24 protein-coding genes are annotated in these 25678 nt (G+C 65.4%); 16 read left to right on the forward strand and 8 right to left on the reverse strand.

Features of this window, described 5'->3' with window-relative positions; translation table 11 throughout:
* Window position 1: 1 nt before the first annotated feature.
* Complete coding sequence (locus NATOC_RS19055; protein WP_015323116.1) at window positions 2–367, reverse strand: group I truncated hemoglobin; 366 nt, start codon at window positions 365–367, stop codon at window positions 2–4.
* A 218-nt stretch (window positions 368–585) separates the two neighbouring features.
* Between NATOC_RS19055 and hemC the strand changes: the two genes are divergently transcribed.
* The 6 genes from hemC to NATOC_RS19085 all read left to right on the forward strand — a co-directional run bounded on the left by hemC (window position 586) and on the right by NATOC_RS19085 (window position 5550).
* The gene (hemC, locus tag NATOC_RS19060; RefSeq protein WP_015323117.1) at window positions 586–1713 is read left to right on the forward strand and encodes a hydroxymethylbilane synthase; all 1128 of its coding nucleotides are present in this window, start codon (window positions 586–588) and stop codon (window positions 1711–1713) included.
* The gene (gene cobA, locus NATOC_RS19065) at window positions 1714–2511 is read left to right on the forward strand and encodes a uroporphyrinogen-III C-methyltransferase (RefSeq protein ID WP_015323118.1); all 798 of its coding nucleotides are present in this window, start codon (window positions 1714–1716) and stop codon (window positions 2509–2511) included.
* Between the two features lie 4 nt (window positions 2512–2515).
* Window positions 2516–3259 carry a uroporphyrinogen-III synthase gene (locus NATOC_RS19070; RefSeq protein WP_015323119.1) on the forward strand — a complete coding sequence of 248 codons (744 nt, stop codon included), beginning with the start codon at window positions 2516–2518 and terminating at the stop codon, window positions 3257–3259.
* Between the two features lie 164 nt (window positions 3260–3423).
* Window positions 3424–3783: a hypothetical protein gene (locus NATOC_RS19075; RefSeq protein ID WP_015323120.1), complete on the forward strand. Its 360-nt coding sequence runs from the start codon at window positions 3424–3426 to the stop codon at window positions 3781–3783.
* 51 nt (window positions 3784–3834) lie between these two features.
* Entirely contained in the window at window positions 3835–5319 is a 1485-nt protein-coding gene (locus tag NATOC_RS19080; RefSeq protein WP_015323121.1) for a DHHA1 domain-containing protein, read from the forward strand.
* 48 nt (window positions 5320–5367) lie between these two features.
* Window positions 5368–5550 (forward strand): hypothetical protein, encoded by a 183-nt coding sequence (locus NATOC_RS19085; protein WP_015323122.1) that lies wholly within the window; start codon window positions 5368–5370, stop codon window positions 5548–5550.
* A gap of 186 nt (window positions 5551–5736) precedes the next feature.
* Here NATOC_RS19085 and NATOC_RS19090 read toward each other — a convergent pair whose 3' ends face one another.
* Window positions 5737–6123, reverse strand: coding sequence for a hypothetical protein (locus NATOC_RS19090; protein WP_015323123.1), 387 nt, complete (start codon window positions 6121–6123; stop codon window positions 5737–5739).
* Between the two features lie 163 nt (window positions 6124–6286).
* Between NATOC_RS19090 and NATOC_RS19095 the strand changes: the two genes are divergently transcribed.
* Entirely contained in the window at window positions 6287–6604 is a 318-nt protein-coding gene (locus NATOC_RS19095) for a DUF5783 family protein (RefSeq protein WP_015323124.1), read from the forward strand.
* A gap of 48 nt (window positions 6605–6652) precedes the next feature.
* Window positions 6653–7009, forward strand: a complete 357-nt coding sequence (locus tag NATOC_RS19100; RefSeq protein ID WP_015323125.1) for a NifU family protein — start codon at window positions 6653–6655, stop codon at window positions 7007–7009.
* A gap of 55 nt (window positions 7010–7064) precedes the next feature.
* Here the strand turns inward: NATOC_RS19100 and NATOC_RS19105 are convergent, their stop codons facing one another.
* The 4 genes from NATOC_RS19105 to NATOC_RS19120 form a co-directional block, all read right to left on the reverse strand.
* Window positions 7065–7964, reverse strand: coding sequence for a ketopantoate reductase family protein (locus NATOC_RS19105; RefSeq protein ID WP_015323126.1), 900 nt, complete (start codon window positions 7962–7964; stop codon window positions 7065–7067).
* A gap of 39 nt (window positions 7965–8003) precedes the next feature.
* Window positions 8004–8303, reverse strand: coding sequence for a DUF7130 family rubredoxin-like protein (locus NATOC_RS19110; RefSeq protein ID WP_049888972.1), 300 nt, complete (start codon window positions 8301–8303; stop codon window positions 8004–8006).
* Window positions 8304–8564: 261 nt separating this feature from the next.
* Window positions 8565–10100: an alkaline phosphatase gene (locus NATOC_RS19115; protein WP_015323128.1), complete on the reverse strand. Its 1536-nt coding sequence runs from the start codon at window positions 10098–10100 to the stop codon at window positions 8565–8567.
* 95 nt (window positions 10101–10195) lie between these two features.
* The gene (locus tag NATOC_RS19120; protein WP_015323129.1) at window positions 10196–15319 is read right to left on the reverse strand and encodes a DNA polymerase II large subunit; all 5124 of its coding nucleotides are present in this window, start codon (window positions 15317–15319) and stop codon (window positions 10196–10198) included.
* 340 nt (window positions 15320–15659) lie between these two features.
* On the opposite strand from NATOC_RS19120, the gene NATOC_RS19125 reads away from it, so the two are divergent.
* From NATOC_RS19125 to NATOC_RS22550, 6 genes are all read left to right on the forward strand, one after another.
* The gene (locus NATOC_RS19125) at window positions 15660–17333 is read left to right on the forward strand and encodes an ABC transporter substrate-binding protein (RefSeq protein ID WP_015323131.1); all 1674 of its coding nucleotides are present in this window, start codon (window positions 15660–15662) and stop codon (window positions 17331–17333) included.
* 81 nt (window positions 17334–17414) lie between these two features.
* The gene (locus NATOC_RS19130; RefSeq protein ID WP_015323132.1) at window positions 17415–18416 is read left to right on the forward strand and encodes an ABC transporter permease; all 1002 of its coding nucleotides are present in this window, start codon (window positions 17415–17417) and stop codon (window positions 18414–18416) included.
* A 3-nt stretch (window positions 18417–18419) separates the two neighbouring features.
* Entirely contained in the window at window positions 18420–19418 is a 999-nt protein-coding gene (locus NATOC_RS19135; RefSeq protein WP_015323133.1) for an ABC transporter permease, read from the forward strand.
* 1 nt (window position 19419) lies between these two features.
* A complete protein-coding gene (locus NATOC_RS19140) occupies window positions 19420–20535 on the forward strand; it encodes an ABC transporter ATP-binding protein (RefSeq protein ID WP_015323134.1) in 1116 nt (371 codons plus the stop codon).
* On the forward strand, window positions 20528–21847 hold the full coding sequence (locus NATOC_RS19145; protein WP_015323135.1) for an ABC transporter ATP-binding protein: 1320 nt from the start codon (window positions 20528–20530) through the stop codon (window positions 21845–21847). Before NATOC_RS19140 ends, NATOC_RS19145 begins: the two co-directional genes overlap by 8 nt.
* Before the next feature lie 171 nt (window positions 21848–22018).
* Window positions 22019–22174 (forward strand): hypothetical protein, encoded by a 156-nt coding sequence (locus tag NATOC_RS22550; protein WP_015323136.1) that lies wholly within the window; start codon window positions 22019–22021, stop codon window positions 22172–22174.
* A gap of 12 nt (window positions 22175–22186) precedes the next feature.
* Here NATOC_RS22550 and NATOC_RS19150 read toward each other — a convergent pair whose 3' ends face one another.
* Together NATOC_RS19150 and NATOC_RS22555 are read right to left on the reverse strand one after the other, a co-directional pair.
* Window positions 22187–22687 carry a hypothetical protein gene (locus NATOC_RS19150; RefSeq protein ID WP_015323137.1) on the reverse strand — a complete coding sequence of 167 codons (501 nt, stop codon included), beginning with the start codon at window positions 22685–22687 and terminating at the stop codon, window positions 22187–22189.
* A 57-nt stretch (window positions 22688–22744) separates the two neighbouring features.
* Complete coding sequence (locus NATOC_RS22555) at window positions 22745–22906, reverse strand: DUF7556 family protein (RefSeq protein WP_015323138.1); 162 nt, start codon at window positions 22904–22906, stop codon at window positions 22745–22747.
* A 132-nt stretch (window positions 22907–23038) separates the two neighbouring features.
* On the opposite strand from NATOC_RS22555, the gene NATOC_RS19155 reads away from it, so the two are divergent.
* Together NATOC_RS19155 and glyS are read left to right on the forward strand one after the other, a co-directional pair.
* Window positions 23039–23890 (forward strand): CBS domain-containing protein, encoded by an 852-nt coding sequence (locus NATOC_RS19155; RefSeq protein WP_015323139.1) that lies wholly within the window; start codon window positions 23039–23041, stop codon window positions 23888–23890.
* Complete coding sequence (gene glyS / locus NATOC_RS19160) at window positions 23883–25652, forward strand: glycine--tRNA ligase (protein ID WP_015323140.1); 1770 nt, start codon at window positions 23883–23885, stop codon at window positions 25650–25652. The genes NATOC_RS19155 and glyS overlap by 8 nt, the downstream gene beginning before the upstream one ends.
* Window positions 25653–25678 lie beyond the last annotated feature (26 nt).

The raw sequence follows: 25678 nt of genomic DNA on the forward strand, positions 1-25678 counted from the left end.
TTCAGTCCGACGCGGTGACGATCGCCGGACGGTAGCTGTCGACCGCCTCGAGGACGGCCCGCCGGTCCGCCTCGTCGACGTCGAACTCGGCCAGCGCGTCGTCGAGGTGGGTCGCGATGGCGTCGAACTCCGTCGGCGTGATCCCCATCCCCTCGTGGGCCGCCTCCATCTCCTCGCCCGTGTACTCGACCGGCCCCCCTGCTACGGAGCTGATGAACTGGGTCTGGTGGGCCCGCTGTTTCTGCATGTCGACGTCCTCGAAGTAGTAGGCGACCCGTTCGTCGGCCACAACGCGGTCGTAGAACTCGTCGACGACGGCACCGATCGCGTCCCGGCCGCCGAGTCGATCGTACAGCGTGTCTGTCATCACACACGGGTTGGCAGTTGCAGGGGATAAAATATAACCCGAATATGTTGGCTAAAATATGGTTGGAGATGACACGCACGACTGCTACCTGCCCGACTGCAGCCGATCGTCGACGGAGCGGCCCGAACCGGACGAACGGCGATCGGTTCGAGATCGGATGCGGCGCAAGTCGCGCGACAAGCGTGCGCTTTTCATACCCCAGGCGACGAGTACTGCCCATGAGAACGCGCGGGACGCTGCGACTGGCGACGCGGGGTTCGGACCTGGCCCGACGACAGGCCACCCTCGTGAAGGAGGCCCTCGAGGACCGACGGTACGAGGTCGAGCTGGTTACCGTCGAAACGAAAGGCGACCAGATCCGGGACGAACTGATCCACCGGCTGGGGAAGACGGGAGCGTTCGTCCGCGAACTCGACGAGCGCGTCCTCGAGGGAGACCTCGACGGGGCGATCCACTCGATGAAAGACATGCCGACCGACCAGCCCGACGAGCTGGTGACCGCGGCAGTTCCCGAACGAGGACGCCCGGGGGACGTCCTCGTCACGCCCGACGGGGCGACGCTGGGGGAGCTACCGGACGGGGCAACCGTCGGCACCTCGAGCCTGCGCCGGCGCGCGCAGCTGCTGTCGGAACGCCCCGATCTCGAGGTCGAGCCGCTGCGGGGGAACGTCGACACGCGCCTCGAAAAGCTGCTCGCGCCCGGGCTCCAGGAGGAACACCAGAAGCGCAGCGAGGCAGACAAGGAGCGCAAGGGGAACGCGGACGACGAGGAGTTCGAGCCCGAGTACGACCGCACGGTCGACGAGTGGTTTGACGACCTCTCGGAGCTCGAGAAACAGGCACTGGGCCGGGAGGTCGAGACCGAGTACGACGCGATCGTGCTCGCCGAGGCCGGTCTCGAGCGCAGCGGGCTCGCCCACTACGTCGACTACCGGGAGCTCTCGCCGACGACGTTCGTTCCCGCACCCGGACAGGGAGCGCTGGCGATCACCGCGGTCGACGGCGAGACCGCCCGCGAGATCCAGTCGCTGATCGATCACCCACGGAGCCGCGTCGAAACGACCGTCGAGCGCACCGTCCTCGCCGAGCTTGGCGGGGGCTGTATCGCCCCGATCGGCGTCTACGCCGTCCTCCAGGGCGAGTACGTCCATGCGTCGGTCACCGTCTTCGACCGCGACGGCGAGGAGTCGGTAACCGCGAGCCGGGACCTCCCGGTCGATCGCCACGCCGAGGCCGCCCGCGAGTTCGCCGCCGACCTCGCCGACCGGGGCGCCGCGGAACTGATCGAGGCCGCCCGCAAGGACGAGAACGAACCCGCGCCGGAGGAGCAACCGGAGGGAAAGTAGATGACCGATCCCGAACCGGGAACCGTCTACCTCGTCGGTAGCGGCCCCGGTGATCCCGAACTGTTGACCGTGAAGGCGAGACGACTGCTCGATGGGGCCGACGTGGTGCTCCACGACAGGCTTCCGGGTCCCGAGATCCTCGAGCAGCTGCCGACCGACCGCAGCGAGGACGTCGGCAAGCGGGCCGGGGGCGAGCGCACGCCCCAGTCGGAGATCAACGAGCGACTCGTCGAACTCGCCCGCGAGGGGAACTCGATCGTTCGGCTGAAAGGCGGCGACTCGTTCGTCTTCGGTCGCGGCGGCGAGGAAGCCGAGTACCTCGCGGCCCACGACGTCCCGTTCGAGGTCGTCCCCGGGGTCACGTCAGCGACCGCCGCGCCCGCCGTCGCCGGCATCCCGGTCACTCACCGTGACCACGCGTCCTCGGTCTCGCTGGTCACGGGCCACGAGGACCCGATGAAAGAGGAGTCAGCCGTCGACTGGGAGGGGCTGGCCGCCGTCGGCGGGACGATCGTCGTCCTGATGGGCGTCAGTCGGCTGCCCGAGTACACTGCGGCGCTGATCGAGGCCGGCATGGCCGCCGAGACTCCGGTCGCGCTCGTCGAGCGTGCCACCTGGCCGGACCAGCAGGTCGCGACGGGCACCCTCGAGACGATCGTCGAGGCCCGCGACGAGGTCGGTATCGAGCCGCCCGCAGTGACCGTCATCGGCGAGGTCGCCGCGACCAGATCGCAGGTTCTTGACTTTCTGGCGAACGAACCCGACTACAACTCCGTCGAGACCGACGAGGGGGTGTAACCGAATGCGAGACCTTTCCGTCGCCGTGTTTCGGCCCGACGACGAACGGCTCGCCGACGCCGTCGAACTGCTCGACTCGCTGGGTGCAACCCCGGTACCGGATCCGATGCTGTCGGTCGAAGCGACGGGTGCAACGCCCCGCGAGGACGCCGACTACGCCGTCCTGACGAGCAAGACGGGCGCTGAGCTGGTCGCCGGCTCCGGCTGGGAGCCCGGTTCGGCGACCGTCTGTGCGATCGGCCCGAAGACCGCCGACGCCGTTCGACGGGTCGGCTACGACGTCGACGTCGTCCCCGAGGAGTACACCTCGAGCGGACTGGTCGAGACCCTCGCCGACGAGCTCGACGGGGCACGCGTCGAGGTCGCCCGCAGCGACCACGGCAGCCCCGTTTTGCTTTCGGGGTTCGAGGACGCCGGGGCGTACGTCCACGAGACGATCCTCTACCGGCTCGTCCGCCCCGCGGGGAGCGGCGAGTCGGCCGAGCGGGCCGCCGCCGGCGAGCTCGACGCGGCTTGCTTTACGTCCTCGTTGACCGTCGAGCACTTCCTCGAGGCGGCCGCCGACCGCGGCCTGCGCGAGGAGGCGATCGCAGGACTGGAAGCGGCAACCGTCGGCGTCATCGGTGAGCCGACCCGCGAAACCGCCGCTGAGCTGGGGCTCGACGTCGATCTGGTCGCGAGCGAGGCGACCTTCGACGCGCTGGCCTGCGAGACCGTCGAGGCGGCCGCCCCGACCTACCACGACTGAGGCGGATCGCTGGACCGCAGTTTCCACGGTCCGGGTCGACGGCTCGGCGCGTCGTTCCGTTCAGTGTCGAGAGACGGTCTCGGAGCCGAACAGGTGCGACGGGGTCCCAAACCGGAGCTGGCAGGGCCACTCCATAATCACCTCCGGGACCTACTGGCGGCGGGATGACGAACGTACGAACTCCCGGGATCGACGGCATCGACCTCGACCCACCCGGCTCGATCGGGATGCGAGCGATGTTTTTCGTCCTCTGGGGGATCGATATGGTCGCCGCTACCCTGTTCTTTCTCGTGCCGTACGCGACCGAGCTCAACCCCGTCACCGTGTGGTTCTACGAGCAGTTCGGGCTGGGAGGCGTCCCCATCGCAGCGATCTGTTACGCCGGACTCGTGGTCGCGATCGGCCACTACCTCTCGGAGCCGATCGATCGCCGGTTCGTCGGCGCGATGGTCGTCGTCTACTTCGTGCTCGTCACGAACAACGTCGTCCTGCTGCTCTCGGGGGACGCTCCGCTCGGTGTCTGATGGCACGCGAGGACCGGAGGTTTATTTCCGAAGCCGCCCCACCATCGACCGATGACCGGGCCGGTTCCCGAACTCGCCGAGCGAGCGACCGCCTGTGCGGAGTTCCTCCGCGACTGCGATCGCGTTCTGCTCGCCTCCCACATCGACGCCGACGGACTGACCAGCGCCGCGATCGCCGCGACCGCCCTCGAGCGCGCGGGGATTCCCTTCGAGGTCGTCTTCGAGAACCAACTCGACGAGGACGCGATCGCCGAGATCGCCGCGACCGACTACGACACCGTCCTCTTTACCGACTTCGGGAGCGGCCAGCTCGATATCATCGGCGACCACGAGGACGCGGGCGCGTTCACACCAGTCATCGCCGACCACCACCAGCCCGCCGACCGTGACACCCAGTACCACCTCAACCCGCTTTTGTTCGGGATCGACGGCGCCGCCGAACTGTCGGGCGCGGGGGCGAGCTACGTCCTCGCGCGAGCGCTGGCCGAGGCTGCCGACCACGACGTCGCGGCCGACGGCGGACAGACGGCCACGACCGCCCGCGCCGACAACCGCGACCTCGCCGGGCTGGCGGTCGTCGGTGCGGTCGGCGACATGCAGGCCTCCGGCGGCGAGCTCCACGGCGCCAACGAGGGGATCGTCGCCGAGGGCGTCGAGGCCGACGTCCTCGAGACCGGAACCGACCTCGCGCTCTATGGCAAACAGACTCGGCCGTTGCCGAAGCTCCTCGAGTACGCGACCGACGTCCGAATTCCGGGAATCTCGGGCGATCAGAGCGGTGCGTTACGGTTCCTCGACGGACTGGATCTCGATCTGAAGGCCGACGGCGAGTGGCGTCGCTGGGCGGAGCTCACCCCCGCGGAGAAACAGACCGTCGCGAGCGCACTCGTCAAGCGGGCCGTCTCACGAGGCGTCCCCGCCAGCAAGATCGATCGGCTCGTCGGTACCAGCTACGTCCTCAGCGAGGAACCAGTCGGAACCGAGCTCCGGGACGCCAGCGAGTTCTCGACACTGCTGAACGCGACCGCCCGGTACGAGCGGGCCGACGTCGGGCTGGGCGTCTGTCTGGGCGACCGTGACGAGGCTCTCGAGCGCGCCCGAACCCTGTTGCGGAACCACCGTCGGAACCTCTCGGAGGGGATCGAACTCGTCACCGAGGAGGGGGTTACCCACGAGGACCACCTCCAGTGGTTCCACGCCGGCGACCGGATTCGCGAGACGATCGTCGGGATCGTCGCGGGGATGGCGATGGGCAACGCGGGCGTCAGTCGATCGAAGCCGATCGTCGCCTTCGCCGAAAAGACGGCGGACGAGGGTGACGACGCCGACGCCGATGCGGTCAAGGTCTCGGCCCGCGGCACGCACAGTCTCGTTCGCGAGGGGCTCGACCTCTCGGTCGTGGTCGGCGAAGCCGCCCGCGACGTCGGCGGGGACGGGGGCGGACACGACGTCGCCGCCGGCGCGACGGTCCCCGCGGGTCGAGAAGCAGAGTTCGTGGACCGCGCCGACGAGATCGTCGGCGAGCAGCTCGGGTAGCCCGTCGCCCTGACAGTCGTTTTCTATAGTACTATCGTAGACGCAGGTATGAACAGAACCCTGCTCGTCGGAGTCGCGTTAGTGTTCGCGACCGGCGTTCAGCTCTGGATAACGACCCTCGTCAGCGGCTACACCCTGCAAGTGCTCTCCGCACTGGCGACGGTCGGACTCGCCGTCGCCGCCGTCGCCGTCCTCGCTCGGTCATTCGATGGTAGTACTGGTCGCGGTTGACCCGGCGATCGCTCGGACGGTTCCTCGAGTCCATCCTCGGACTAGTGGTTGCCGAGGTCTGATTTCTATATCGTAATATGGGATTTATTGGGTGTATATCGGCGGTGTGAATCGGACGGTACGTTACCTCGAAAAGCTGCGCCTCGAGCGGTCGGATCGACGGTAAGCCGCTGTTACCCGATCGGATCACGACGTGCTCGAACCGTCCGGGATCGCGTCGGCGAACGAGATATCGGCCAGCAGACCACGGAGCTCGGCCGGATCGGGCTGGTCACCGACGCGACCGTGAATCCGGGACATACACTCGAGCAATCCTTCGACCGCGGCGTGACGAGTCGAGACGCAGCCGATACGCTCCGTAATCGTTCGGTCCTCGAGCAGACACTGGAACTGAAGTTCCCAGTAACACCCCAGACCGAGTCCGGGATGACAGCCGTCTGCGGTCGTGCGGTCCGCAATGAGTTCGATCGGTGGTCGAGCGCGACGGTACGCGAGGTAGTCACGACAGCACTCGACCGGCCCCCATCCCGGCGGAAGTGCCTCGGGCGGGACAGGGTGTTGATCGGATGACATCGTAGCTCGCTATCCCAGTGAGAGGAATGTTGGTGCCGCTTGCGTACGCGTGTGTCGTATGTAGGTACCCCGTACCGTATCAGCGCCGCTACTAGTGTCTGCGTTACCCGGTTGCGAGCGCCCAATCGTCCGACTTTTGTCCTCGCTCGCGTTCGTACACGGTATGGCAGAGTTCGACCCCGAGAAGTTCGAGGACAAGTACGCCAACTACTTCCCTGAACTCCAGCAGGCATACAAGAACGCGTTCAACCGAATGAACGACCGCTACGACTCCGAGCTCGTTCACGCGATCGACCAGCAGGTCCTCAACGAAAGCGAACCCTTCTACGAGGGCGACGGCGAGTTTCGCGTCGAGCTTCCCGACAACCCCTACGAGCGGGTATCGGGGGTGCTCGTCGAGGAGGAGCGTTTCGAGGACGTCCTCGAGATCCACGTCGAGGAGATCGAGACCGAACTCGAGCGGGTCTTCGAGTTCGACTGACCGGGAAGCGACGGAAGGTTTAGGAAGGTTGGCCCCCAACGGCGAGACATGAGCACCGAAACTCAGGGTGGAGACGATCTCGAGGACCGCGTCTCGAACTTCCTGCGACGGAACTTCCCGCAGATCCAGATGCACGGCGGCTCGGCGGCGATTCAGGATCTCGACCGCGAGAGCGGCGAGGTCACCATCGCGCTCGGTGGCGCCTGCAGTGGCTGTGGCATCTCGCCGATGACGATCCAGGCGATCAAGAGCCGGATGGTCAAGGAGATCCCCGAGATCGAGAAGGTCAACGCCCACACCGGAATGGACGGTGGCGACGACATGGGCGGCGGCATGGAGCCGTCGTTCCCCGGCGAAACCGTCGACGACGGGGAAGCCGACGAAGGTCCCGAAGCGCCGTTCTAACGCGTCCTCGTTCTCGATCCGTTCTCGTGTTTTTCAGTCCGGTAGCTGCCGCACTCTACCGGAGGTCGTGGCCGCGCTCCCAGGCCCGGACGAGCGCCGCGAGGACGCGGTTCGACGGGACCTCGATCCCGTGTGTGGCCCCACACTCCAGAACGTAGCCGTTGATCGCGTCGATCTCGGTCCGCCGTTCGGCCCGGACGTCCTGGCGCATCGAGGAGGTGTTGGCGGCCGTCTCAGTCGCGACCGTCTCGAGGGCGGTAAGCGCCTCATGGTCCGAGAGGGCGACACCCTCCGCGCGGGCGACGCAGGCTGTCTCGCGGGTCGCGTCCCGGGCGACGTCCTCGGCCGGCGCCTCGAGAACCGCGCCGTTCTCGGTCGCGGTAAGCGCGGTCACGGCGTTGATCCCGGCGTTGACCGCGAGCTTCTCCCACAGTTGGCGATCCATCTCGTCGGTGGCGGTCGTTTCGAGACCCGACGCACGGAACGCCGCGCCGACGCGGTCGGCGATCGCAGAGGCGGTGCCGCGGCGGTCGCCGAGGACGATCTCGCCGACGCCGGTACACTCGACGACGCCCGGCTCCCGTAAAACGGCGCCGTAGGAGGCCGTTCCCGCGAGCACGGGACAGGCGAGCGTGTCGGCGAGCGTCTCCTCGTTGCCCATCCCGTTTTGCAGGGAGAGAACGGCCTCAAACGCGCCCGTCGCGAGGACGTCGGCGGCCCGCGGCGTGTCGGCGGATTTTACCGTCACGACCGCGAGATCGGCCACCAGCTCCGTTCCGTCGGTCGTCGCCCGCGGCGCGACCGCGGCCTCGAGCTCGCCCTCGAGGACGAGCCCGTGCTCTCGGACGGCCTCGACGTGGTCCTCGCGGCCGACGAGCGTTACCCCGTGGTCGCGCGCGAGGACGGCGCCGACGAGGCTCCCGAGGCTGCCGGCGCCGAAGATGACGATCTCCATCGCTCGACGGTGACGCCCCAGCGGTGAAAACGGTTGTCGTTAGTCCTCGGTCCAGTAGTACAGCTCCTCGCGCTCGGCGCCACAGGAGGGACAGTTCTCGGGTAGCTCCGAGTCGAGCCGACCCATCTCACCACACTCCCAGCAGCGCCACATGAGGTGGGCCTCGCCGAAGTTCTTCCCCGAGCGGACGTGCTCGACGCTCATCCCCTCGAGTCCCTCGCGCACCGTGACGTAGAACCCGTCCTCGTCGAACCCGCGGATACGTCCGACCTGGGTTCCGTCCTCGGTGTAGATTCGCGTTCCGAACCCGAGACGGGTGGTGTCTCTTTCTTCGGCCATACGACCCCCGACGTTGCCGAGCGTCATAAAGGAGGGACGGTCTTCGGACGGTCTGAACGTACTGTTTTCGAGACTGTCCCGTTCGCGGTCCGGACGACCGGCAGTTCAGTGATAAACCAGTAACCACGATACTAATTTCAGTTGACCTCGACCACGGTCGATCCGGAGGAGAGCGGACGTCGAGCAACGAGCGTCGGAATATTGGCCTTCCGGGCACCAACCGTCGAGATCTCTCAGTAGGGTGTTCGCGTCAGGGATGAGTTACTTGACACCCAGCGCGTCAGCCATCACGTCAGCGATATCGGTGTTGTCTCGTGCCCGGTCGAAGAACTCCGCGTTCGGCCCATCGGCGTACAGCGGCACGTCGACGCCCGTGTGGCCGTGGGAGGTGAAGTCGATCAGCATCTGTCGGTTGAGCATGTCCCGAAGCGCCGGAACTTCGGCGTACAGGGGCCCGAGGTCGATCGACCGGTAGATATCGGCCTCGGAGTGGTTGCGGTCGACGTCCTCGAGTTCGATCCCGGCGACCTCGGACATGACTTCCTGGAGGTCCGTGACGTCCTCGACGTCGTCGTCGATCGCCGGGACGATCCCCTCGGTGACGCTGGCCTCGAGGGCGTCGATCATCTCGTAGTCGACGTTGTAGATCCCGTCACGGCCGAGCGAGAAGCCGCCACACTCGTGGTCCGCCGTCGTCACGACGCTGGTCGGCGCCGTCGCGTCGTCCCGCGCGAAGTCCAGACAGGTGCCGACCGCTCGGTCGCCCTCGAGCTGTTCGTCGAGGATCGCCGGATCGTTCTTGTGGCCGCAGTGGTCGACCCGTCCCGCCTCAACCATGATGAAAAAGCCCTCGTCGTTCTGCGAGAGCAAGTCGAGAGCCTTCTCGGTCATCTCGACCAGCCCCGGCTGGGTCGTCCCCGACTGGCGGTCGAGGTAGTAGTTCAGGTGGCTGTCGTCCTCCGTGAAGAGCCCGAGGACCGGCGACTCATCCACGTCGGCGAGCTCCTCGTCGGTCTCGACGATCCGATACCCCTGTTCCTCCGCGGCGCCGAGCAGGTCCCGGCCGTCCTCACGCTGGTCGGGATCGAAGTGGGCCTTCCCGCCGCCCAGCAACACGTCGACGTCGGCGTTCTCGACGTACTGTTCGGCGATTTCGTCCTCCATCGACCGGTGGGGGACGTGGGCGGCGAACGCCGCCGGCGTCGCGTGGGTGATCCGCGTGGTCGTCACCAGCCCCGTCGCGAGCCCCGCGTCGCTGGCCGCCTCGAGGATCGTCTCGACCGGGACGAACTCGCCGTCCTCGTTTCTGATGCCGCCGATCGCGCCGTTGTACGTCTTGACCCCGGCACCGATCCCGGTAGCCGAGGCGGCACAGTCGATCGCACCTGGGCTCGTCGCCCCCGCCGCCGAGTCGATGACGACCTCGTTTGGATCGTCGGGGAAGACGGTCATCGTCCCGTGGGCCTCGTGGCGATCCATGTGCAGCGGCGTCTCGGACGGATCGGCGTTCAGCGGGAACTGCTCGGCGTCCTCCTGGTAAGCCTTGAGGTAGCGAGCGCCCGTGACCTGGGTCGGCCCCATCCCATCGTGGATGAACATGATCGCGTTTCGACACTCCTCCGCGGAGTCCGCGTTGCTCTCCTCGTCGGTGTCGTCGGCGGCCGCTCGACCGGAGAGCGCGGCGCCCCCGGTGAGCGCACCGACCCCCTTGATAAAGGATCGCCGCTCGGTCGCGATCGGCGGGAGACTGTCCGGGTCCGGCGCGATACTACCGGTACAACAGTTATTGCGGCTCATGGTAGAGCGTCGACAGATCCCGTTATTTGATTTCTGCCTTCTGATTAATGGTAAATATACAATCCGTCCGGACGGAACTCACGAAGTCCGCGAGATCACATGAAGTCCTCGATCCCGGACTGTTTGTTCTTGTCGTCCTCGAAGATGCTCTCGAGCGACTTCTCGAGCACCTCCAGGCGCTGTTTCGTGTAGTCCCGACAGTCGTACTCGTCGGCGACCTGGATCGCGGTCTGCATGTACTTGTTGACCGACCCCTGGTGGACCGTGAGGTTGACGCGGCCGCCACACTCCCGACAGTCTCCGGTCAGGGGCATCCGCCGGAACTTCTCACCGCAGTCCAGACAGCGGGTCTCCTGGCGAGAAAAGGCCCGCAGGTTCCCGATCAGGTCCGGCAGGAAGTGGTACTCGATCACTCGTTCGGCGACGTCGGTCTCGTCGACCGCCCGGAGTTTCCGCGAGAGTTCGAGCTGGGCGTCCATCTTCTCCATCATCGAGCCCAGCGTCTTGTACGCCGATAGGTCCGGCCCCATCGCGATGTCGGTGACGTCGTGAGTGTGCTCGAATCCGGTGTACTCGCCGTCGGTTCCCAGCGTGTCCTCGCCGACCTGGATGTCGACCGCGTCGGGATCGGCCTGCTCTAAGGTCGCGAGGTAGAACTCGCGTGGGTACTGCGAGACGATGTCCATATTGTGGGCCTCGTCGTCGATCTCCGAAGGATCGATCCGCGAGGACATGACGAGGGGTGCGTCCATTTTTCCCCCTCTTTTATCAGGCAAGAAAGACTTACTGAAGTTCAACAATCCGTCGAGAAGAAGCATCACACAGTCCTCGTCACCGTCGCATTGTTTCTGTGACATGTTGTTCGCGACGAGCGAGTGTGTCTCCGCGACGGTGAGACAGTAGACCGAATCGACGGTCGATTCGACGTACTCGACCGTCGAGATCGGTTCGACGAGCGCGGACTCGGCCCCGCCGTCGAACACGCGCCGTCCGCGCGGAGTGATAGCGTCGATCTGGGACCGTAACCGGTCGTCCTTTCGAGTGAGGTGGAATCCGACGGTCTCGGCGAACCGGGTCGCGTCCTCGGACGAAATCTCGAGGACGTACGACGTCGCGGTCATCGAGGAATCGTCGGCCGCGTAGAGCTCCGGGAACTTCTCGGAGGGCGGTACCGGATCGGTGACGGTTACTCGGCCACAGATGCCCAATCGACTCAGTAGGGCGAGGACGTCTTCCTTGAGTTCGCGACTGACGGTCGTCGCCGAAACCAGCAACCCGTTCGAATCGACGCCGCCGTCGCCGCTGAAGTAGCCGCGAAGGTAGGCGGCGACAACCTCGTCGGACGCATCAAAGATCGGCTGGGGAACGCGTTTCGTCTCCGCGAAGATCCCCGCCTCGAGCACCGACTCGAAGAAGACCCGGAGGAGCCGACCCGAAACGGTGACTTTCGCCTCGTTCTCGCGGTACGGTTCGACACCGAACGCCTCGCGAAGCACCTCCACGTAGAACTCCCGCGCTTCGGTCTCGGTGCCACAGATCGTCGTCTGGTGGATCCGTCCCTTCGGCGTTTCCTGCTCGCGCGCGAACCCCTCGGCGGCGTAGTACCCTAACAGGGTTCCGACGCGTTCGTCGAGTTCGACGAACCGATCTATCTCGGTCCGGTCACGTCGCATCCCGAGACTGACGTCGTCCGGAACGAACTCGAGTAACGCCTCGCGGGAATCGAACAGGTCGAGAAGCAATGCCGCGGGGAAGCTCTCCCGGTACAGGTAGTTGCTGAACGTCTTCTTGCTCAGTCCGAACTGTTCGGCCGTACTCGTAAGCGGATAGAACTGTCCGTCCCACTCCTCACCGAGTCGGTCCTCGAAGAGGTCGTACAGTCGATCCTTCTCCAGGCCCTTGATCATCAGCCTGGACGAGTCGACGGCGTCGGTTTCGAGAAACTCCTCGAGAAGGTCGAAGACGCGAGGATCGTCGGTTCCCTCGACGATATCGAGGTCCTCGGGAACGACGGCATAGTCCTCCGTCGTCAGGTTGCCGGCCCGCTTCGATCGGAGCTCGCCGTTCTCGGAGACGTGCACCTCGTGGTCCGGCGTGAGCGTGATCTCGCGACCGCTGCGTGTCTCGAGTCGAACGAGGTGGTCGGGAGCGGGATGTTTCGAGACGGCGTCGATCGGTTGTTCGGTGAGAGTTCCGGTGTCGTCGATCGACGGGACGGCGAGCTCGCCGTCGAGTTCCTGAACCAGCGTTCCGAAGTCGTCCCGTTCCGGATCGTCCAGTCGCTGTTCGACGAGCGTTTCGATCCGTTCGTGGTGCCACTCGTCGGCTTCGTCTCGATACCAGACCTTTGTCCTGGGATGGAAGCAGTTCCGGCGTTTCGCGGCGTGAAAGTACGGATGCGCGTATCCCACTGCGGCGCTCGTAAATCCGATCACTCGACCGACAGTTGCCGCACTCGTGTGAGGTGCCATCCCGAAGACGAGTTCGCCCACGAGATCCTGGCGGTCCTCGAGCTCGTAGAACGGCTCGAGCCCGTAGTACTGCTCGAGGAGATCGTCGATGAACGCCGCGGTCTGTATCATGTGCTCGGCGGCGCCGTCCGAGAGGACGACGTCCTGGACTTTCAGCTCCACGAGCTGGTCCTCGTGGACGAGCGGTTCGCCGTGGATGTCCTCCTCGTAGCCAAGCGCCTGGAGCTGGCCGACGTCGACGTCGAGTTCGCTGGCCCGCACGGCGGTGACGGGGAGGTCGGTCATGTCGTAGCGGACGGTGCCGTCCTTGAACGCCGAGACGTCGTGTTTGGCCCGCAACACTCCCTTCTCGATCGGTTCGGGAACCTTCGTTGTCGAGGTCAGTCCCTTGACCCCCTTGAGGATCTCGAAGGCGTTCTCGCGCTCGCCGACCGATCCGAGGGCGTCGCGGTACTGCGCGTTGAGATCGACCTCGCGGGTCTCGACGCAGGTCGCCTCGACCTCGCAGCGACCGCACTCGACGCGGCCGGCCTCGTCGGGTTCGATCTGGCTGTCACAGTCCGGACAGCGGTAGTCGGGGGTCGTGCGCTCGTTGCAGTCCGGACACCGGTTCTCGAACGTCTCGGTCCCGCAGTTCTCGCAGCGCTGGCGGCCGATCTGGAGCTCGACGACGCCGGGCGTATCCGACATCGTCTCGGCGTGTTTGGCCGCGTCCGCGACGTTTCGCTGGGGACCGCCGGCCTCGCCGATGGGAAACAGCGTGTGGACCGGCGGGCTCAGATCCCGGCGCTCCGATTTCTCGGGCCGACCCATCCGATTCCCGACCCGCGTCGGGGCGCGCTCGCGCACGTCGAAGGGGGCGACCTCGGCGACCGCCTCGATCGCGTTCGCGCCGTCGGGCTCGTCCTCGTGGCCCCACGTCCGAGCCCGTTCGGAGAGGTCGTCGTCGGACCAGGTGCGTTCGAGCTCGACGGTCGGTTCCTCGAGGACGGCGCCGTCGGCCGACGCGCGCCGGATTTCACAGCCGAGCGAGCGGGCGAGCGGTCGCCAGTCGTCGACCTCGAGGCGGTCCTCGCGCTGGCGGTGTTCGATCACGATCGTCTCGAGGGCCTCCCGAACGGTGTCGGTGTGCTCGAGGACGAGCGTCTCCCCGGCGTTCGTGACGCGGCCGTCCGCGACGGCGTCGGCGAGGGTACAGAAGTTCTCGACCGAGAGGTCGTGCCAGAGGTAGGTGTAGGCGGGGTGTAACGGCGCGTCGTACTCGGTCGCCCACTCGAGGACGCGGTCGGCGTCGGGATCGGTGAGATCGATCCGGGGGTCGTCCTCGAGGGCCTGGACGTCGGCGCCGGCGGCCGCGAGGTCCTGGATCCACCATTCGGGGGTGTAGGAAGCAGGTGCAAGCGGGTGGTTGTTCTCGACGAACTCGCCGTAGTTGACGAGGTACTCGCCGAGATCGAGGATCTCCTCGACTCCGTTTCTGATCTCTTTGGCCTCTTCGGGGTCGTCGATCCGACGGACGTCTCCGTTCGCGAGTTTGACCGTCGGCCCCGCGATCGTGTCGACGGGGACGACGCCGGCGGCCTTCCCGGGTCGTTCGGTCTTGATCTGGGTGCCCGTCGCCAGGAAGTCGTCGACCAGGTGCATCGCGGCGGGGTGGACGCCGGCGGTCGCGAACCCGTGGTTGCGGGCTCGCCCGTAACGAAGCCTGAACCCGCCCTCAGAACAGGGGTGAGAGAAGACTGGGCGGCCGGCGATCAGATCTCGGAGGAACTTCTTCGAGGTCCCGACGCGGGGCGGGCCCGCGGGGTCGTCGCTTTCGTCGAGAGCGTCCTCGTCCTCGAGGCTTTCGGCCTCGTCCTCGGCGTCCTCGTCCGTTTCGGCGTCGTCGGGCCCGTCCTCGGCGTCGGCCTCGTAGTTCCCGTCGATCAGGTCCTGGAGCCAGGGCCAGTCGATCTCGTCGAGCGCGGAGGTGTACCGTTGAATCTTCGGCGCCTTCAGCGCGATTCCCTCGGCCAGAACGAGACACATCCCGCCGCGGGCGTTGTTGGTGTCGACCCGCTCTAGGTCCCGAAAGCCCGAGACCTCCTCGTCGCCAGTGGCCTCTCCATCGAGCATGATCGGGAGGTGCGTGGCGATGAACTTCGTCTCCTTGTCCTTGGGGGTGTACTGCAGCCCCGTCTCCTTGTCGTAGAGGCCGATCTCCTCGGCGTAGCGCTCGACCTCTTCCTGGCGTGCGTCGTACTGTTCGATCCCGACGAGCGCGCGCGTGTAGTCGGCGACGAGCACTGAGAGGGCCTGTGCGGTCCCGCCCGCCGAGCGGATCGGTCCCGCGTAGTAAACGTTGACGAACTCGGTGCCGTCGTCGTTCTCGAGGAGTTCGACCTTGTCGATCCCCTCGATCGGTGCGGCGACGACCCCCTCGGTGAGCAGGGCGACCGCCGTTCGAACCGCACCCTCGACCTTCCCGGCTTTCGTCTCGTAGTCGCCGACCCGTCCCTCCGCGAAGTCCTCGGCGAGTTCCAGCGCCGCCTCCTCGCGGCTCATCTCACCCTCGAGCTCGCGGACCCGCTCGGCGACGCCGTCGATCCCGAGGATGTTCTCGACGCGGTCGGCCATGTCCTTGGCGACGGGAATCTCGACCTCGGGTTCGGGGTCCGCGCCGCGCTCTTTGGCCCGCTCGGCGACGTCGAACGCCGTGTCGAGCTGGGATTCGAGGCGTCGGAAGTAGCGTTCGTCTTCCTCGCGCATCTCAGAGCCAGCGATCGAACGCGGTCGTCTCGTCGTCCTCGCGCTCGGAGCGAACGGAACGAAGGTCGTACTCGTTCGCAGCGTCGACGGCTCGATAGGTCATACGACACTACTGTGGCGGCCGGGAGAAAAAGCGCACCGGTCGCGACCGAGTGCTCTCGTGATCGCGTTCCGGATCTGTACCCGTCCGTCAGAAGTAGAATTAGTAACTGAGTATTGTGAAAACCCACTCGGAACACGCGAGAACGACAGGCATGTTATACGATCGAGGTGCGATCGACCGATTTCTAGGGATAAACCAAAACATATATAGTTTGCTGCTACGGCCATTACTGTGAGAATGGCAAACAACCAGCAGGTTTGGACCCGACGGCGAATTCTCGCCTCGGGTGCCGCGGTCTCCGCCGCGGCCGTTGCAGGGTGCATCGGTGGGAACGGCGACGAGGACGAAGAGGGCGGCGAGATCCTCGACCCCGAGGAGTACGACTACGAGCGAGACGAACCGGACGACCCCGACGCCGTCAGCGACGGGACGATGGTCTACACGCAGGAGCTCGAGCGCGACGAGGACTTCGACCCCGTCGTCTCGAACGACGCCTACAGCTTCCAGATCATCACGCAGGTGTTCGACGGGCTCTACGAGTTCAACTACGACTACGAACTCGAGCCGAAGGTCGCGGTCGACTTCCCGGAGGTCGAACGGGACGACACCCGGTATCTCTACGAGATTCACGACGGGATCGAGTTCCACAACGGTGAGGAGCTCACCGCCGAGGACGTCGCCCACTCGTTTACGGCGCCCGTCGAGGAGGAGACGCCGAACATGTCGGAGTTCGACATGATCGAAGACGTCGAGGTGATCGACGACTACCAGCTCCAGGTCGACCTCGAGAACCCGTACGGCCCCTGGGAGATGTTCAACCACGCGGTCGAGATCGTTCCGGAGGGGGCCCGGACCGACGACCGCGAGGAGTTCAACCAGAACCCGATCGGTTCGGGGCCGTTCGAGTGGAGCGATTTCGAGTTCGGCGAGTTCATCGAGCTCGAGCGGTTCGACGACTACTGGGACGACCCCGTTCCACATCTCCAGGGGATCCGGTTCGAGGACAACGTCGACGACGCGAGCCGGGTCAGCGAGATGCTCTCCCACGACACCGACGCGATCGGCGACGTTCCCAACGACGACTGGGACGAGCTCGAGGGCGAGGACGACATCAGCGTTCACGTCACCGAGAGTCCGTCGGTAACGTACATCTTCTTCAACACCAACGAGGGTGCGGGGACGGCCGATCCGAACGTTCGCCGGGGGATCGCCCACGCGTTCTCGATGCAGGATTACGTCGAGACGTACCTGAACAACGCCGCGATCCCGCTGGTGACACCGACGTCCCGGATCACCAACGACCTGTGGGATTTCCCGATCGACGAGTGGGAAGAAGACGTCTATCCCGAATACGATCCCGAGCAGGCCGAGGAGCTGCTCGACGAGCACGCGCCCGACGACTGGAACCCGACGTTCATGGCGCCCGACGACGAGCGGGCGACCCTCGCCGAGCGCGTCGCGACCCGCCTCGACGAGATCGGCTACGATATGGAGGTCCAGACGATGGACTTCGGCGCCATGCTCGAGCAGACGATCTACAGCGAGGCCAACCCCGACGACTACGAGCTGTACATCCTCGGCTGGACCGGCGGCCCGGACCCGGACCAGTACCTCTACTCGCTGTTCCACGAGAGCATGGAGGAGCTGAACAACGGCCACCACTACGAGGGACGCGACGACTTCCACGACAGAATCGTCGAAGCACGCCAGTCCGCCGACGACGACGAGCGCGAGGAGCTCTACATCGGAATCATCGAGGAGATCCTCGAGGAGCTGCCGGCGCTACCGGCCTACACCGAGCACAACTCGATGGCGACCGGCGAGCAGATCAGGGATATGCACGTCCATCCACAGATGCAGTACAACCCTAACCTCGTCTCCGACGAGAGCAACGTCTGGGTCGACGACTAATCAGTTCGACGACCCGAATAGAACAGAAACGAAAATACCTACATACCCCTTTCCGACAACTACTGATAGCACGATATCCAGATGGGACTACTTCGTTACACGCTGTACCGGCTCGTTCAGGCGGTTCCCGTACTGATCGGTATCACGATCATTACGTTTCTCCTCGCGAACTCGGCGCCGGGTGATCCGGTCCGGCTCATGCTACAGGGCCAGGAGGTCGACGAGGAGCTGATTCAGACCATCGAGCAGCGGTACGGTCTCGATCAACCGCTTCACGAGCGGTATCTGACGTATATGAGCGGTCTCGTACAGGGCGATTTCGGACACAGCATTCACTACAACGAACCGGTGTCGGATCTCATGTGGAGCCGGCTCGGGCCGACGCTGTTGCTCGTTCTCTCGGCGTACGCGTTCGCGGTCGTCACCGCGATTCCGCTCGGAATCCTGGCGGCGACGAAACGAAACGAGCCGACCGACCACGTCTCCCGTATCGTGGCGCTGCTCGGTGTGAGCACCCCGTCGTTCTGGATCGGGATCATGCTGATCCTGCTCTTTGCCGTCCAGCTCGGCTGGTTCCCTTCGACCGGGCTCGTCTATCCGTGGTGGGGCCCCGAGGGGTACGACTGGATCGACACGTGGCCCGAGTTGCTCTACCAGACGGCGTTGCACCTGTTGCTCCCGATGATCGCTCTCGGGACGTTACAGATGGCGACGCTGATGCGCGTCGAACGCACACAGATGATCGAGTCGCTGCAGGGCGAGTACGTCAAGCTCGCGCGTGCCTACGGTGTTCCGGAGCGGACGATCCTCCGGAAACACGCGTTCCAGAACGCCCAGCTGCCGATCATCACGATCATCGGACTGAACCTCTCGACGGCGCTTGGCGGGGCAGTCCTGATCGAGTACGTCTTCAACATCAACGGGATGGGGCGGCTGTTCATCGAGGCGATCCAGACGCTCGACTACCAGCTAATCATGGGGATCACGATCGTGATCGGGACGATGTTCGTCATCGGCGTGATCATCACGGACATCTCCTACGCCTACATCGATCCCCGCGTCACCTACGGTGAGGAGGAGTAAACGATGGCGATAGGCGAATCTCAGATGGGGGACGAATCGGGCCCCTCCGAGGAGGTCGAGGCGAAGTTCGGGTGGCGCTACACCCTGAAGAAGGTGATGGACGACGCGACCGCACGGTGGGGGCTGTACATCGTCGCGGTCGTGATCGTGATCTCGGCGTACACGATGGTCGACAGCAACCTCTCTCGGATCACGTTCGGGATGGTGTCGGACTTTACGTTCGCCGAGGCACTACCGATCTTCGATCACCCCGAGCGCATCCCGCCACCGGGCGAGGGCGAGAGCCACGTACCGCCGGCGTTCCACGCCGACGGATCGATGGCCCACCCGCTGGGCACCGACGCCGACGGCCGCGACTACTTCACCAGAATCGTCTACGGCGCGCAGGTGTCGGTCAGCGTCGGCATCGTTTCGACGCTGATCGGATTCGTCGGCGGGACGATCGTCGGCGCGGTCGCGGGCTTTTACGGCGGAAAGATCGACGACGTCCTCATGCGGGCCGTCGAGACGGTCTACGCCATCCCTCCGCTGATCCTCATCATCGTCTTCACCGTGTTCGTCAGCGGCGGCAGCCCCGACATCACCTACGCGATACTGGGCGTCGGGATCACGTTCATTCCGGTGTTTGCCCGCATCATCCGCAGCGAGGTGCTCTCGATCCGCGAGATGGATTACATCGAGGCCGCCAGGGCCTCGGGGGTCAAAAACCGGAACATCATCCTCCGGCACGTGATCCCGAACAGCTTCGCGCCGGTGTTGGTCTACGCGACGCTCCAGATCGGCGTCACGATCCTGATCGTCGCCGGCCTCTCGTTCCTGGGGTACGGCGCCCAGCCGCCGACGCCGGACTGGGGCGAGATGCTGAACGTCTCGCACGGGTATATGCACGCGAACGTCTGGCTGAGCGTCTGGCCGGGCCTTGCCATCCTCGTCACCATCATGGGGTTCAACCTCTTCGGCGACGGCCTGCAGGACGCGCTCGATCCGCGACTCAAGAACTAACATGAGCTCCGAACCACTACTTCGCGTCGAGAATCTCAAGACGCAGTTCTTTACGGACGCTGGCACAGTACGCGCAGTCGACGGGATCTCTTTCGAGGTCCACGAGGGCGAGATCGTCGGCCTCGTCGGCGAGTCGGGGGCTGGCAAATCGGTCGCCTCGATGAGCCTGTTACGACTCGTCGAGAACCCCGGCGAGATCGTCGCCGGCGAGATCACCTACAAGGGTGAGACGATCTTCGGCCTCGAGGAGGGTTCCGATGGCGACCTCCGCGAGCGCGAGGACATGCTCTCGAACGAGGCGGTCCGGGATCGGATCCGGGGTAACGAGATCGCCGTCATCTTCCAGGATCCGATGGAGTCGCTCAATCCCGTGTTCACGGTCGGGGGGCAGCTCCGCGAGTTCATCGAGCTCAACCGTGACCTCTCGGGGGCGGAAGCAAAGGAGGAGGCGATCGAGATGCTCCGGGAAGTCGGTATCCCCGATCCCGAGGAGCGCTACGAGGAGTACCCCCACCAGTTCTCGGGCGGGATGCGCCAGCGCGTATTGATCGCGATGGCGCTTGCCTGCGAGCCGAACCTCATCATCGCCGACGAGCCGACGACGGCCTTGGACGTCACCGTCGAGGGCCAGATCATCGACCTCGTCGACGACCTCCAGGAGAAGTACAACACGAGCTTCATCTGGGTCACCCACGACATGGGCGTCGTCGCGGAGATCTGCGACCGGGTCAACGTCATGTATCTCGGCGAGATCATCGAGCAGGCGCCGGTGGACGAGCTGTTTCACGACACCAAACACCCCTACACGCAGGCACTGTTGAACTCGATGCCCCGACCCGACCGGACCGTCGAGGAGCTCGAACCCATCGAGGGCGTGATGCCCGAAGCGATATCACCGCCCTCGGGCTGTCGGTTCCACCCGCGCTGTCCGGACGCCAGGGAGGTCTGCCAGCGAGTCCACCCCGAGCCCAAGGAGGTCGCCCGAGCCGACGGCCACCCGCACAACGCGGCCTGTGTCAAACACGACGTCTTCGACGTCGGCTACGACGAGAGCCCGCCCTTCGAGGAGGAGCCACAGCTAACCGCGGGGACGCCGGGAGGTGAGGACGGTGAGTAGTCCCGTCGGCTCCGGAGCGACCGGCGAGGAGCCGCTGCTCCGGGTCCGAAACCTCAAGAAGTACTTCAATCAGGACTCGGGGCTCCTGAGCGGGATCTCCTTCGATTCGGACCAGTTTCCGCCGATCGACGTCGGCCAACAGCGGGTCAAGGCCGTCGACGACGTCGACTTCGAGATCCGACGGGGCGAAACCCTGGGACTCGTCGGCGAGTCCGGCTGCGGGAAGAGTACACTCGGGCGAACCCTGCTGCGTTTGCTCGAGCCGACGGAGGGAACGATCGACTTCAAGGGCGAGGACTTGGCGGAGTTAAGCGGCGAGGAGCTCCGCCAGAAGCGCTCGGAGATTCAGATGATCTTCCAGGATCCCCAGGCCTCGCTCGATCCGCGGATGAAGATCGGCCAGATCGTCGAAGAGCCGATGCGCGCCCACGGAATGTTGGACGACGAGGGTCGCGAGCAACGCGCGAAGATGCTGCTCGAGAAGGTCGGGCTCGACCCCCACCACTACAACCGCCACCCCCACGCGTTCTCCGGCGGGCAGCGCCAGCGGGTCAACCTCGCTCGAGCGCTGTCGGTCGATCCGGAGTTTATCGTCTGTGACGAGCCCGTCTCGGCGCTGGACGTCTCGATCCAGGCCCAGGTGCTGAACACGATGGAGGAGCTCCAGGAGGAGTTCGGTCTGACCTACCTCTTTATCGCCCACGACCTCTCGGTGATTCGGCATATCTCCGATCGGGTCGCCGTGATGTATCTGGGCAACATCGTCGAGCTCGCGGACAAGGAGGAGCTGTTCGAGAACCCCCAGCACCCCTACACGAGGGCGCTGCTCGACTCGATCCCCGTTCCCGATCCGCGGGAGCGAGACGCCCGGGGCGTCCTCGAGGGCGAGGTACCGAGTCCGGTCGATCCGCCCTCCGGCTGTCGATTCCGGACCCGGTGTCCACGGCTGATCGCCCCCGAGGAGTACGAGCTGACCGACGAGGAGTGGGCCCACACCCGGACGTTCATGCGCGCGGTCAAACGCCGGACCCTCGAGCCGATGTCGGCCGACGAGCTCCGCCGGGAGTTCTTCGGCGGGGAGCTCCCCCGCGGCGAGGCCGGCGAGATCGTCGCGGAGGCGATCGACCTCCTCGAGACCGATCCCGAGTCGGCGGCGGTCGCCGACGACCACGAGGACTGGGAGGAGGCCCGTGAGCTCCTGCTCGAGTCGTTCGCCCGTCGAAGCATCTGTGCAACCGAGCGGCCGGCCTACGAGCTCGAACCCGAGTACGGCACCGATCCCCACTTCGCGGCCTGTCACCTCCACCGCTAATCGCGGCCGGTGGGTTCCGATTCGGGAGTTTCGAGTCGCAAGCCATCGGCTCGCTCGCACTCCGTTTCGGCGCCGTTTGGGAAGCCGAGACGTATCCCGTGCGAATTATTCTACAACACCATTGTTGGTGGCATAAACTCTTAAGCGGCCGGCCTCATTATTAACTCGTGAATGAGTAAGATTATGTCCGTCCTGACGACGACCGCCGTGTTCGGCACCAAAGTACGACGAGCAATCGACAACTCGCCGGAGTTCACCGGCGTTCAGACGAGCGACGACGGCCGACCGGAGACGCAGGCTCCGGCCGGCGGCATGCTGACGGGGTAGACGAAGACGTCCCTACCGGATCGCAACCGTGGTGGTATCGCTCGGCGTGTACGCGTCCTCGTGGGTGGCGACGAAAACCCGAAGTTCGTACTCACCGGGGTCGGGGACGACCGACTCGCGGAGGGCGTCCTCGCGATGCCGTTCGAACCGACCGTTCCACGTGAACGACGTTCGTTTTCGTTCTCCGCCGCCAAAGGAGAAGGAGCTTGGCCGGCTACGGGTGTAGCGGTTCTCGTCGCTGGCCTCGAGTTGGCCGTCGATCGTCCACCCCCAGCGGCGTTGCTCGGGGGTCGGGATGTCGATCGGTACCGGCAGCGGGTTCTTGAACTCGACGGTGATCTCGACCGGTTCGTCGCGGTCGTACGTCCGTTGGTCGGTCTCGACGGAGACACGAAGCAGCCGTCGAGCCAGCGCTGTCGGAACCAGCGCGGCGAGGACGTTCGCGGTCGTGTACCGGGAGTCGTCGGCGTCGGATCCGTCGGTCCGATCGCTCCGGGGGCGCGGTCCAACCATCTACCGAAAACGAACGGCCGGAGGAGCAAGTACTGTACGGAGGCGACGCGAACCGCCCTACCGCATCGACGGCAGCGTCGGCGCCTCGTCGGCCCGCATCGAGAGCCACGCCCCGTCGACGGCGATATCCGCGATGATATACCGGTCGGCCGACTCGGCCGGATCGATCGCACCGACGACCGTCTCGTCGGCTCCGACCGTGACATCGGATGACATCATACACGAATGTGAATCCCACTCACATATAAACACGTCGAATCGTCGACCGCACGTTCGGAGCCGACTACGAACGGGGGGCCGTCCGCAGGTGAAACACTGGGTTTATACTCATTTTCGCCGTACCGGGAGTATATGAACGTAGCCGACGCGATGACGCAGCGGGAAGACGTGGTGACCGTCGAGTTACCAGGCACTCGCGAGGACGTCCTCGAGTACCTGCAGGAACGGTCGTTTTCGTCGGTTCCGGTCGTCAGCCGGACCGACAGCCGCCTCGAGTACCGCGGACTGGTCTCGCGTGACGCGCTGATCGAGCAACCCGACGAGGACCAGCTCGTCATGCTGATGGACGACGTTCCCTCGGCGACCGCCGACACCGCCCTCGAGGAGGTCGCGAAGCTCATGTTCGACGAGGGCGAGCGTCGGATCCCGGTCGTCGACGGAGAGTTCGAAGGGATCGTTACGGTGACTGACGTCGTTCACGCGATCGCGGCCGGCGATCAGGAGACCGACGACACCGTCGAGGGTCACTCGAGTGGGAACGTCAACACGACCTACGAGGGGGCACCCCTGGCCGTCGCCGAGCGCGAGCTCTACTACGCGAACGTCCCCTACACCGTCGCGCTGGACGACGAGGGCCGAATGAGCGGCGTGCTGACCGAGGTCGATATCATCGACGTCGCGCGCATCGTCGAGGGCGAGGAGGAGACCGGGGACAACTTCCCCGATCAGGACGCCGAGTGGTCCTGGGAGGGGATCAAAGGCGTCGGGAGCCGCTACCTGCCGACGCGGGACATCGAAATCCCGAACGGCCCCGTCAGCGAGTTCATGAGCGAGGACGTCGTGACGGTCTCGGCCCAGACGTCGGTCCAGAACGCCGCACAGAAGATGATCAGCAACGACGTCGAACAGCTTCCGATGGTGACGGGCGAACAGCTCGTCGGCGTGGTCCGGGACGTCGATCTCCTGGAGGCGCTGTATGAGTGAGCCGACTGACGCGACCGACCAGCCAACCAGCGAGAAGCTGGTCGAACTCGCCAAACGCCGAGGGTACTTCTTCCAGTCCTCGGGGGCCTACGGCGGCGTCGGCGGCTTCTACACGTTCGGTCCGCAGGGCGCCGCGCTGAAGGGCAACGTCGAGGACGCCTGGCGGGACCGCTTTGCCGTCGCAGAGGGGAACATGGAGATCGACGCCCCGACGATCATGCCCGAGCCGGTCTTCGAGGCGTCGGGCCACCTCGACGGGTTCGACGACATGCTCGTCGAGTGTCCCGACTGCGGCGAGAGCCACCGCGCAGACCACGTCGTCGAGGACAACACGAAGTACGAGGACGCCGAGAGCCTCCCCATCCCGGAGGTCGAAGAGGTCATCGCCGAGTACGAGCTCGTCTGTCCTGCCTGTGGCGCAGGACTGGCGGGCCAGGCCGTCGAGACGTTCAACCTGATGTTCGACACGAACATCGGCCCCGGCGACTCCCAGCCGGGCTATCTGCGCCCCGAGACCGCACAGGGGATCTTCGTCGAGTTCCCCCGCCTGAAGGAGTACGCCCGCAACCAGCTGCCGTTCGGCGTCACCCAGATCGGTCGGGCCTACCGCAACGAGATCAGCCCGCGGCGCTCGATCATCCGCACCCGCGAGTTCACCCAGGCCGAACTCGAGTACTTCGTCGACCCCGAGGAGGACGAACCGCCCCTCGAGCGCGTCGAGGACGTCGAAGTGTGCCTGTACCCCGTCGGCGAACAGAACGACGAGGACGGCGAAGAGATCGAGACGACGATCGGCGCGGCCGTCGAGGAGGGGATCGTCGCCGACGAGTGGGTCGCGTACTTCCTCGGGATCGCCAAGCCGTGGTACGAGGCCGTCGGCGTCGACATGGATCGGTTCCGGTTCCGCCAGCACCTCTCGGGCGAACGGGCCCACTACGCGGCGGACTGCTGGGACGCCGAGAGCGAAATCGATGGCAACTGGATCGAGATGGCTGGCTTCGCCAACCGGACCGACTACGACCTCTCGAAACACGAGGAGTACTCCGAGGACCGCTTTACCGTCTTCAAACAGTACGACGAACCCAAAACGGTCGAACGTGCGACCGTCGATCCCGACATGAGCTATCTGGGACCGGAGTTCGGCGGCGCGGCCCAGGACGTCGTCAGCGAACTCGAGACGCTGGCCGAACGGGACCGTTCTGCGTTCGAGGGCGAGACCGTCGAGATCGAACTCGACGGCGAGAGCCACGAGCTCCCCGTCGAGAAGACCGGGTTCTCGGTCGACGAGGAACGGATCGCCGGCGAACACGTCACCCCCCACGTCATCGAGCCCTCCTTCGGCGTCGATCGGGTCGTTTACACCGTCCTCCACCACGCCTACAGCGAGGACGAGGTCGACGGCGAGAACCGCACGTATCTCGAGCTCGAGCCCGAGGTCGCGCCCACCTTCGTCGGCGTCTTCCCCTTGCAGAGCGACGACGAGCTCGAGGCCGTCGCGAACGACGTCGTCGACGACTTGCGCGAGGCGGGACTCTCCGTAACGTACGACGACTCGGGGAACATCGGTCGGCGCTACCGCCGTCAGGACGAGGTCGGCACGCCGTTTTGCGTGACGGTAGACTACGAGACCGTCGAAGCAGCGGAGACGACCGTCACGGTTCGGGAACGGGACACGACCGACCAGAAGCGACTCGCGGTCGACGAACTCGCGGAGACGCTGGCCGCGATCCGCGCCGGCGACCTCGCCTTCGAGGAGCTGTAGCGGCTCCGTCCTTGCGGTCCGACCGA

It is taken from the genome of Natronococcus occultus SP4 (assembly GCF_000328685.1).
Classification (GTDB): domain Archaea; phylum Halobacteriota; class Halobacteria; order Halobacteriales; family Natrialbaceae; genus Natronococcus; species Natronococcus occultus.

Coding starts and splice junctions, on each gene's coding strand:
- NATOC_RS19055 (WP_015323116.1), bottom strand. CDS start 367: ATGACAGACACGCTGTACGATCGACTCGGCGGCCGGGACGCGATCGGT.
- hemC (WP_015323117.1), top strand. CDS start 586: ATGAGAACGCGCGGGACGCTGCGACTGGCGACGCGGGGTTCGGACCTG.
- cobA (WP_015323118.1), top strand. CDS start 1,714: ATGACCGATCCCGAACCGGGAACCGTCTACCTCGTCGGTAGCGGCCCC.
- NATOC_RS19070 (WP_015323119.1), top strand. CDS start 2,516: ATGCGAGACCTTTCCGTCGCCGTGTTTCGGCCCGACGACGAACGGCTC.
- NATOC_RS19075 (WP_015323120.1), top strand. CDS start 3,424: ATGACGAACGTACGAACTCCCGGGATCGACGGCATCGACCTCGACCCA.
- NATOC_RS19080 (WP_015323121.1), top strand. CDS start 3,835: ATGACCGGGCCGGTTCCCGAACTCGCCGAGCGAGCGACCGCCTGTGCG.
- NATOC_RS19085 (WP_015323122.1), top strand. CDS start 5,368: ATGAACAGAACCCTGCTCGTCGGAGTCGCGTTAGTGTTCGCGACCGGC.
- NATOC_RS19090 (WP_015323123.1), bottom strand. CDS start 6,123: ATGTCATCCGATCAACACCCTGTCCCGCCCGAGGCACTTCCGCCGGGA.
- NATOC_RS19095 (WP_015323124.1), top strand. CDS start 6,287: ATGGCAGAGTTCGACCCCGAGAAGTTCGAGGACAAGTACGCCAACTAC.
- NATOC_RS19100 (WP_015323125.1), top strand. CDS start 6,653: ATGAGCACCGAAACTCAGGGTGGAGACGATCTCGAGGACCGCGTCTCG.
- NATOC_RS19105 (WP_015323126.1), bottom strand. CDS start 7,964: ATGGAGATCGTCATCTTCGGCGCCGGCAGCCTCGGGAGCCTCGTCGGC.
- NATOC_RS19110 (WP_049888972.1), bottom strand. CDS start 8,303: ATGGCCGAAGAAAGAGACACCACCCGTCTCGGGTTCGGAACGCGAATC.
- NATOC_RS19115 (WP_015323128.1), bottom strand. CDS start 10,100: ATGAGCCGCAATAACTGTTGTACCGGTAGTATCGCGCCGGACCCGGAC.
- NATOC_RS19120 (WP_015323129.1), bottom strand. CDS start 15,319: ATGCGCGAGGAAGACGAACGCTACTTCCGACGCCTCGAATCCCAGCTC.
- NATOC_RS19125 (WP_015323131.1), top strand. CDS start 15,660: ATGGCAAACAACCAGCAGGTTTGGACCCGACGGCGAATTCTCGCCTCG.
- NATOC_RS19130 (WP_015323132.1), top strand. CDS start 17,415: ATGGGACTACTTCGTTACACGCTGTACCGGCTCGTTCAGGCGGTTCCC.
- NATOC_RS19135 (WP_015323133.1), top strand. CDS start 18,420: ATGGCGATAGGCGAATCTCAGATGGGGGACGAATCGGGCCCCTCCGAG.
- NATOC_RS19140 (WP_015323134.1), top strand. CDS start 19,420: ATGAGCTCCGAACCACTACTTCGCGTCGAGAATCTCAAGACGCAGTTC.
- NATOC_RS22550 (WP_015323136.1), top strand. CDS start 22,019: ATGAGTAAGATTATGTCCGTCCTGACGACGACCGCCGTGTTCGGCACC.
- NATOC_RS19150 (WP_015323137.1), bottom strand. CDS start 22,687: ATGGTTGGACCGCGCCCCCGGAGCGATCGGACCGACGGATCCGACGCC.
- NATOC_RS22555 (WP_015323138.1), bottom strand. CDS start 22,906: ATGATGTCATCCGATGTCACGGTCGGAGCCGACGAGACGGTCGTCGGT.
- NATOC_RS19155 (WP_015323139.1), top strand. CDS start 23,039: ATGAACGTAGCCGACGCGATGACGCAGCGGGAAGACGTGGTGACCGTC.
- glyS (WP_015323140.1), top strand. CDS start 23,883: ATGAGTGAGCCGACTGACGCGACCGACCAGCCAACCAGCGAGAAGCTG.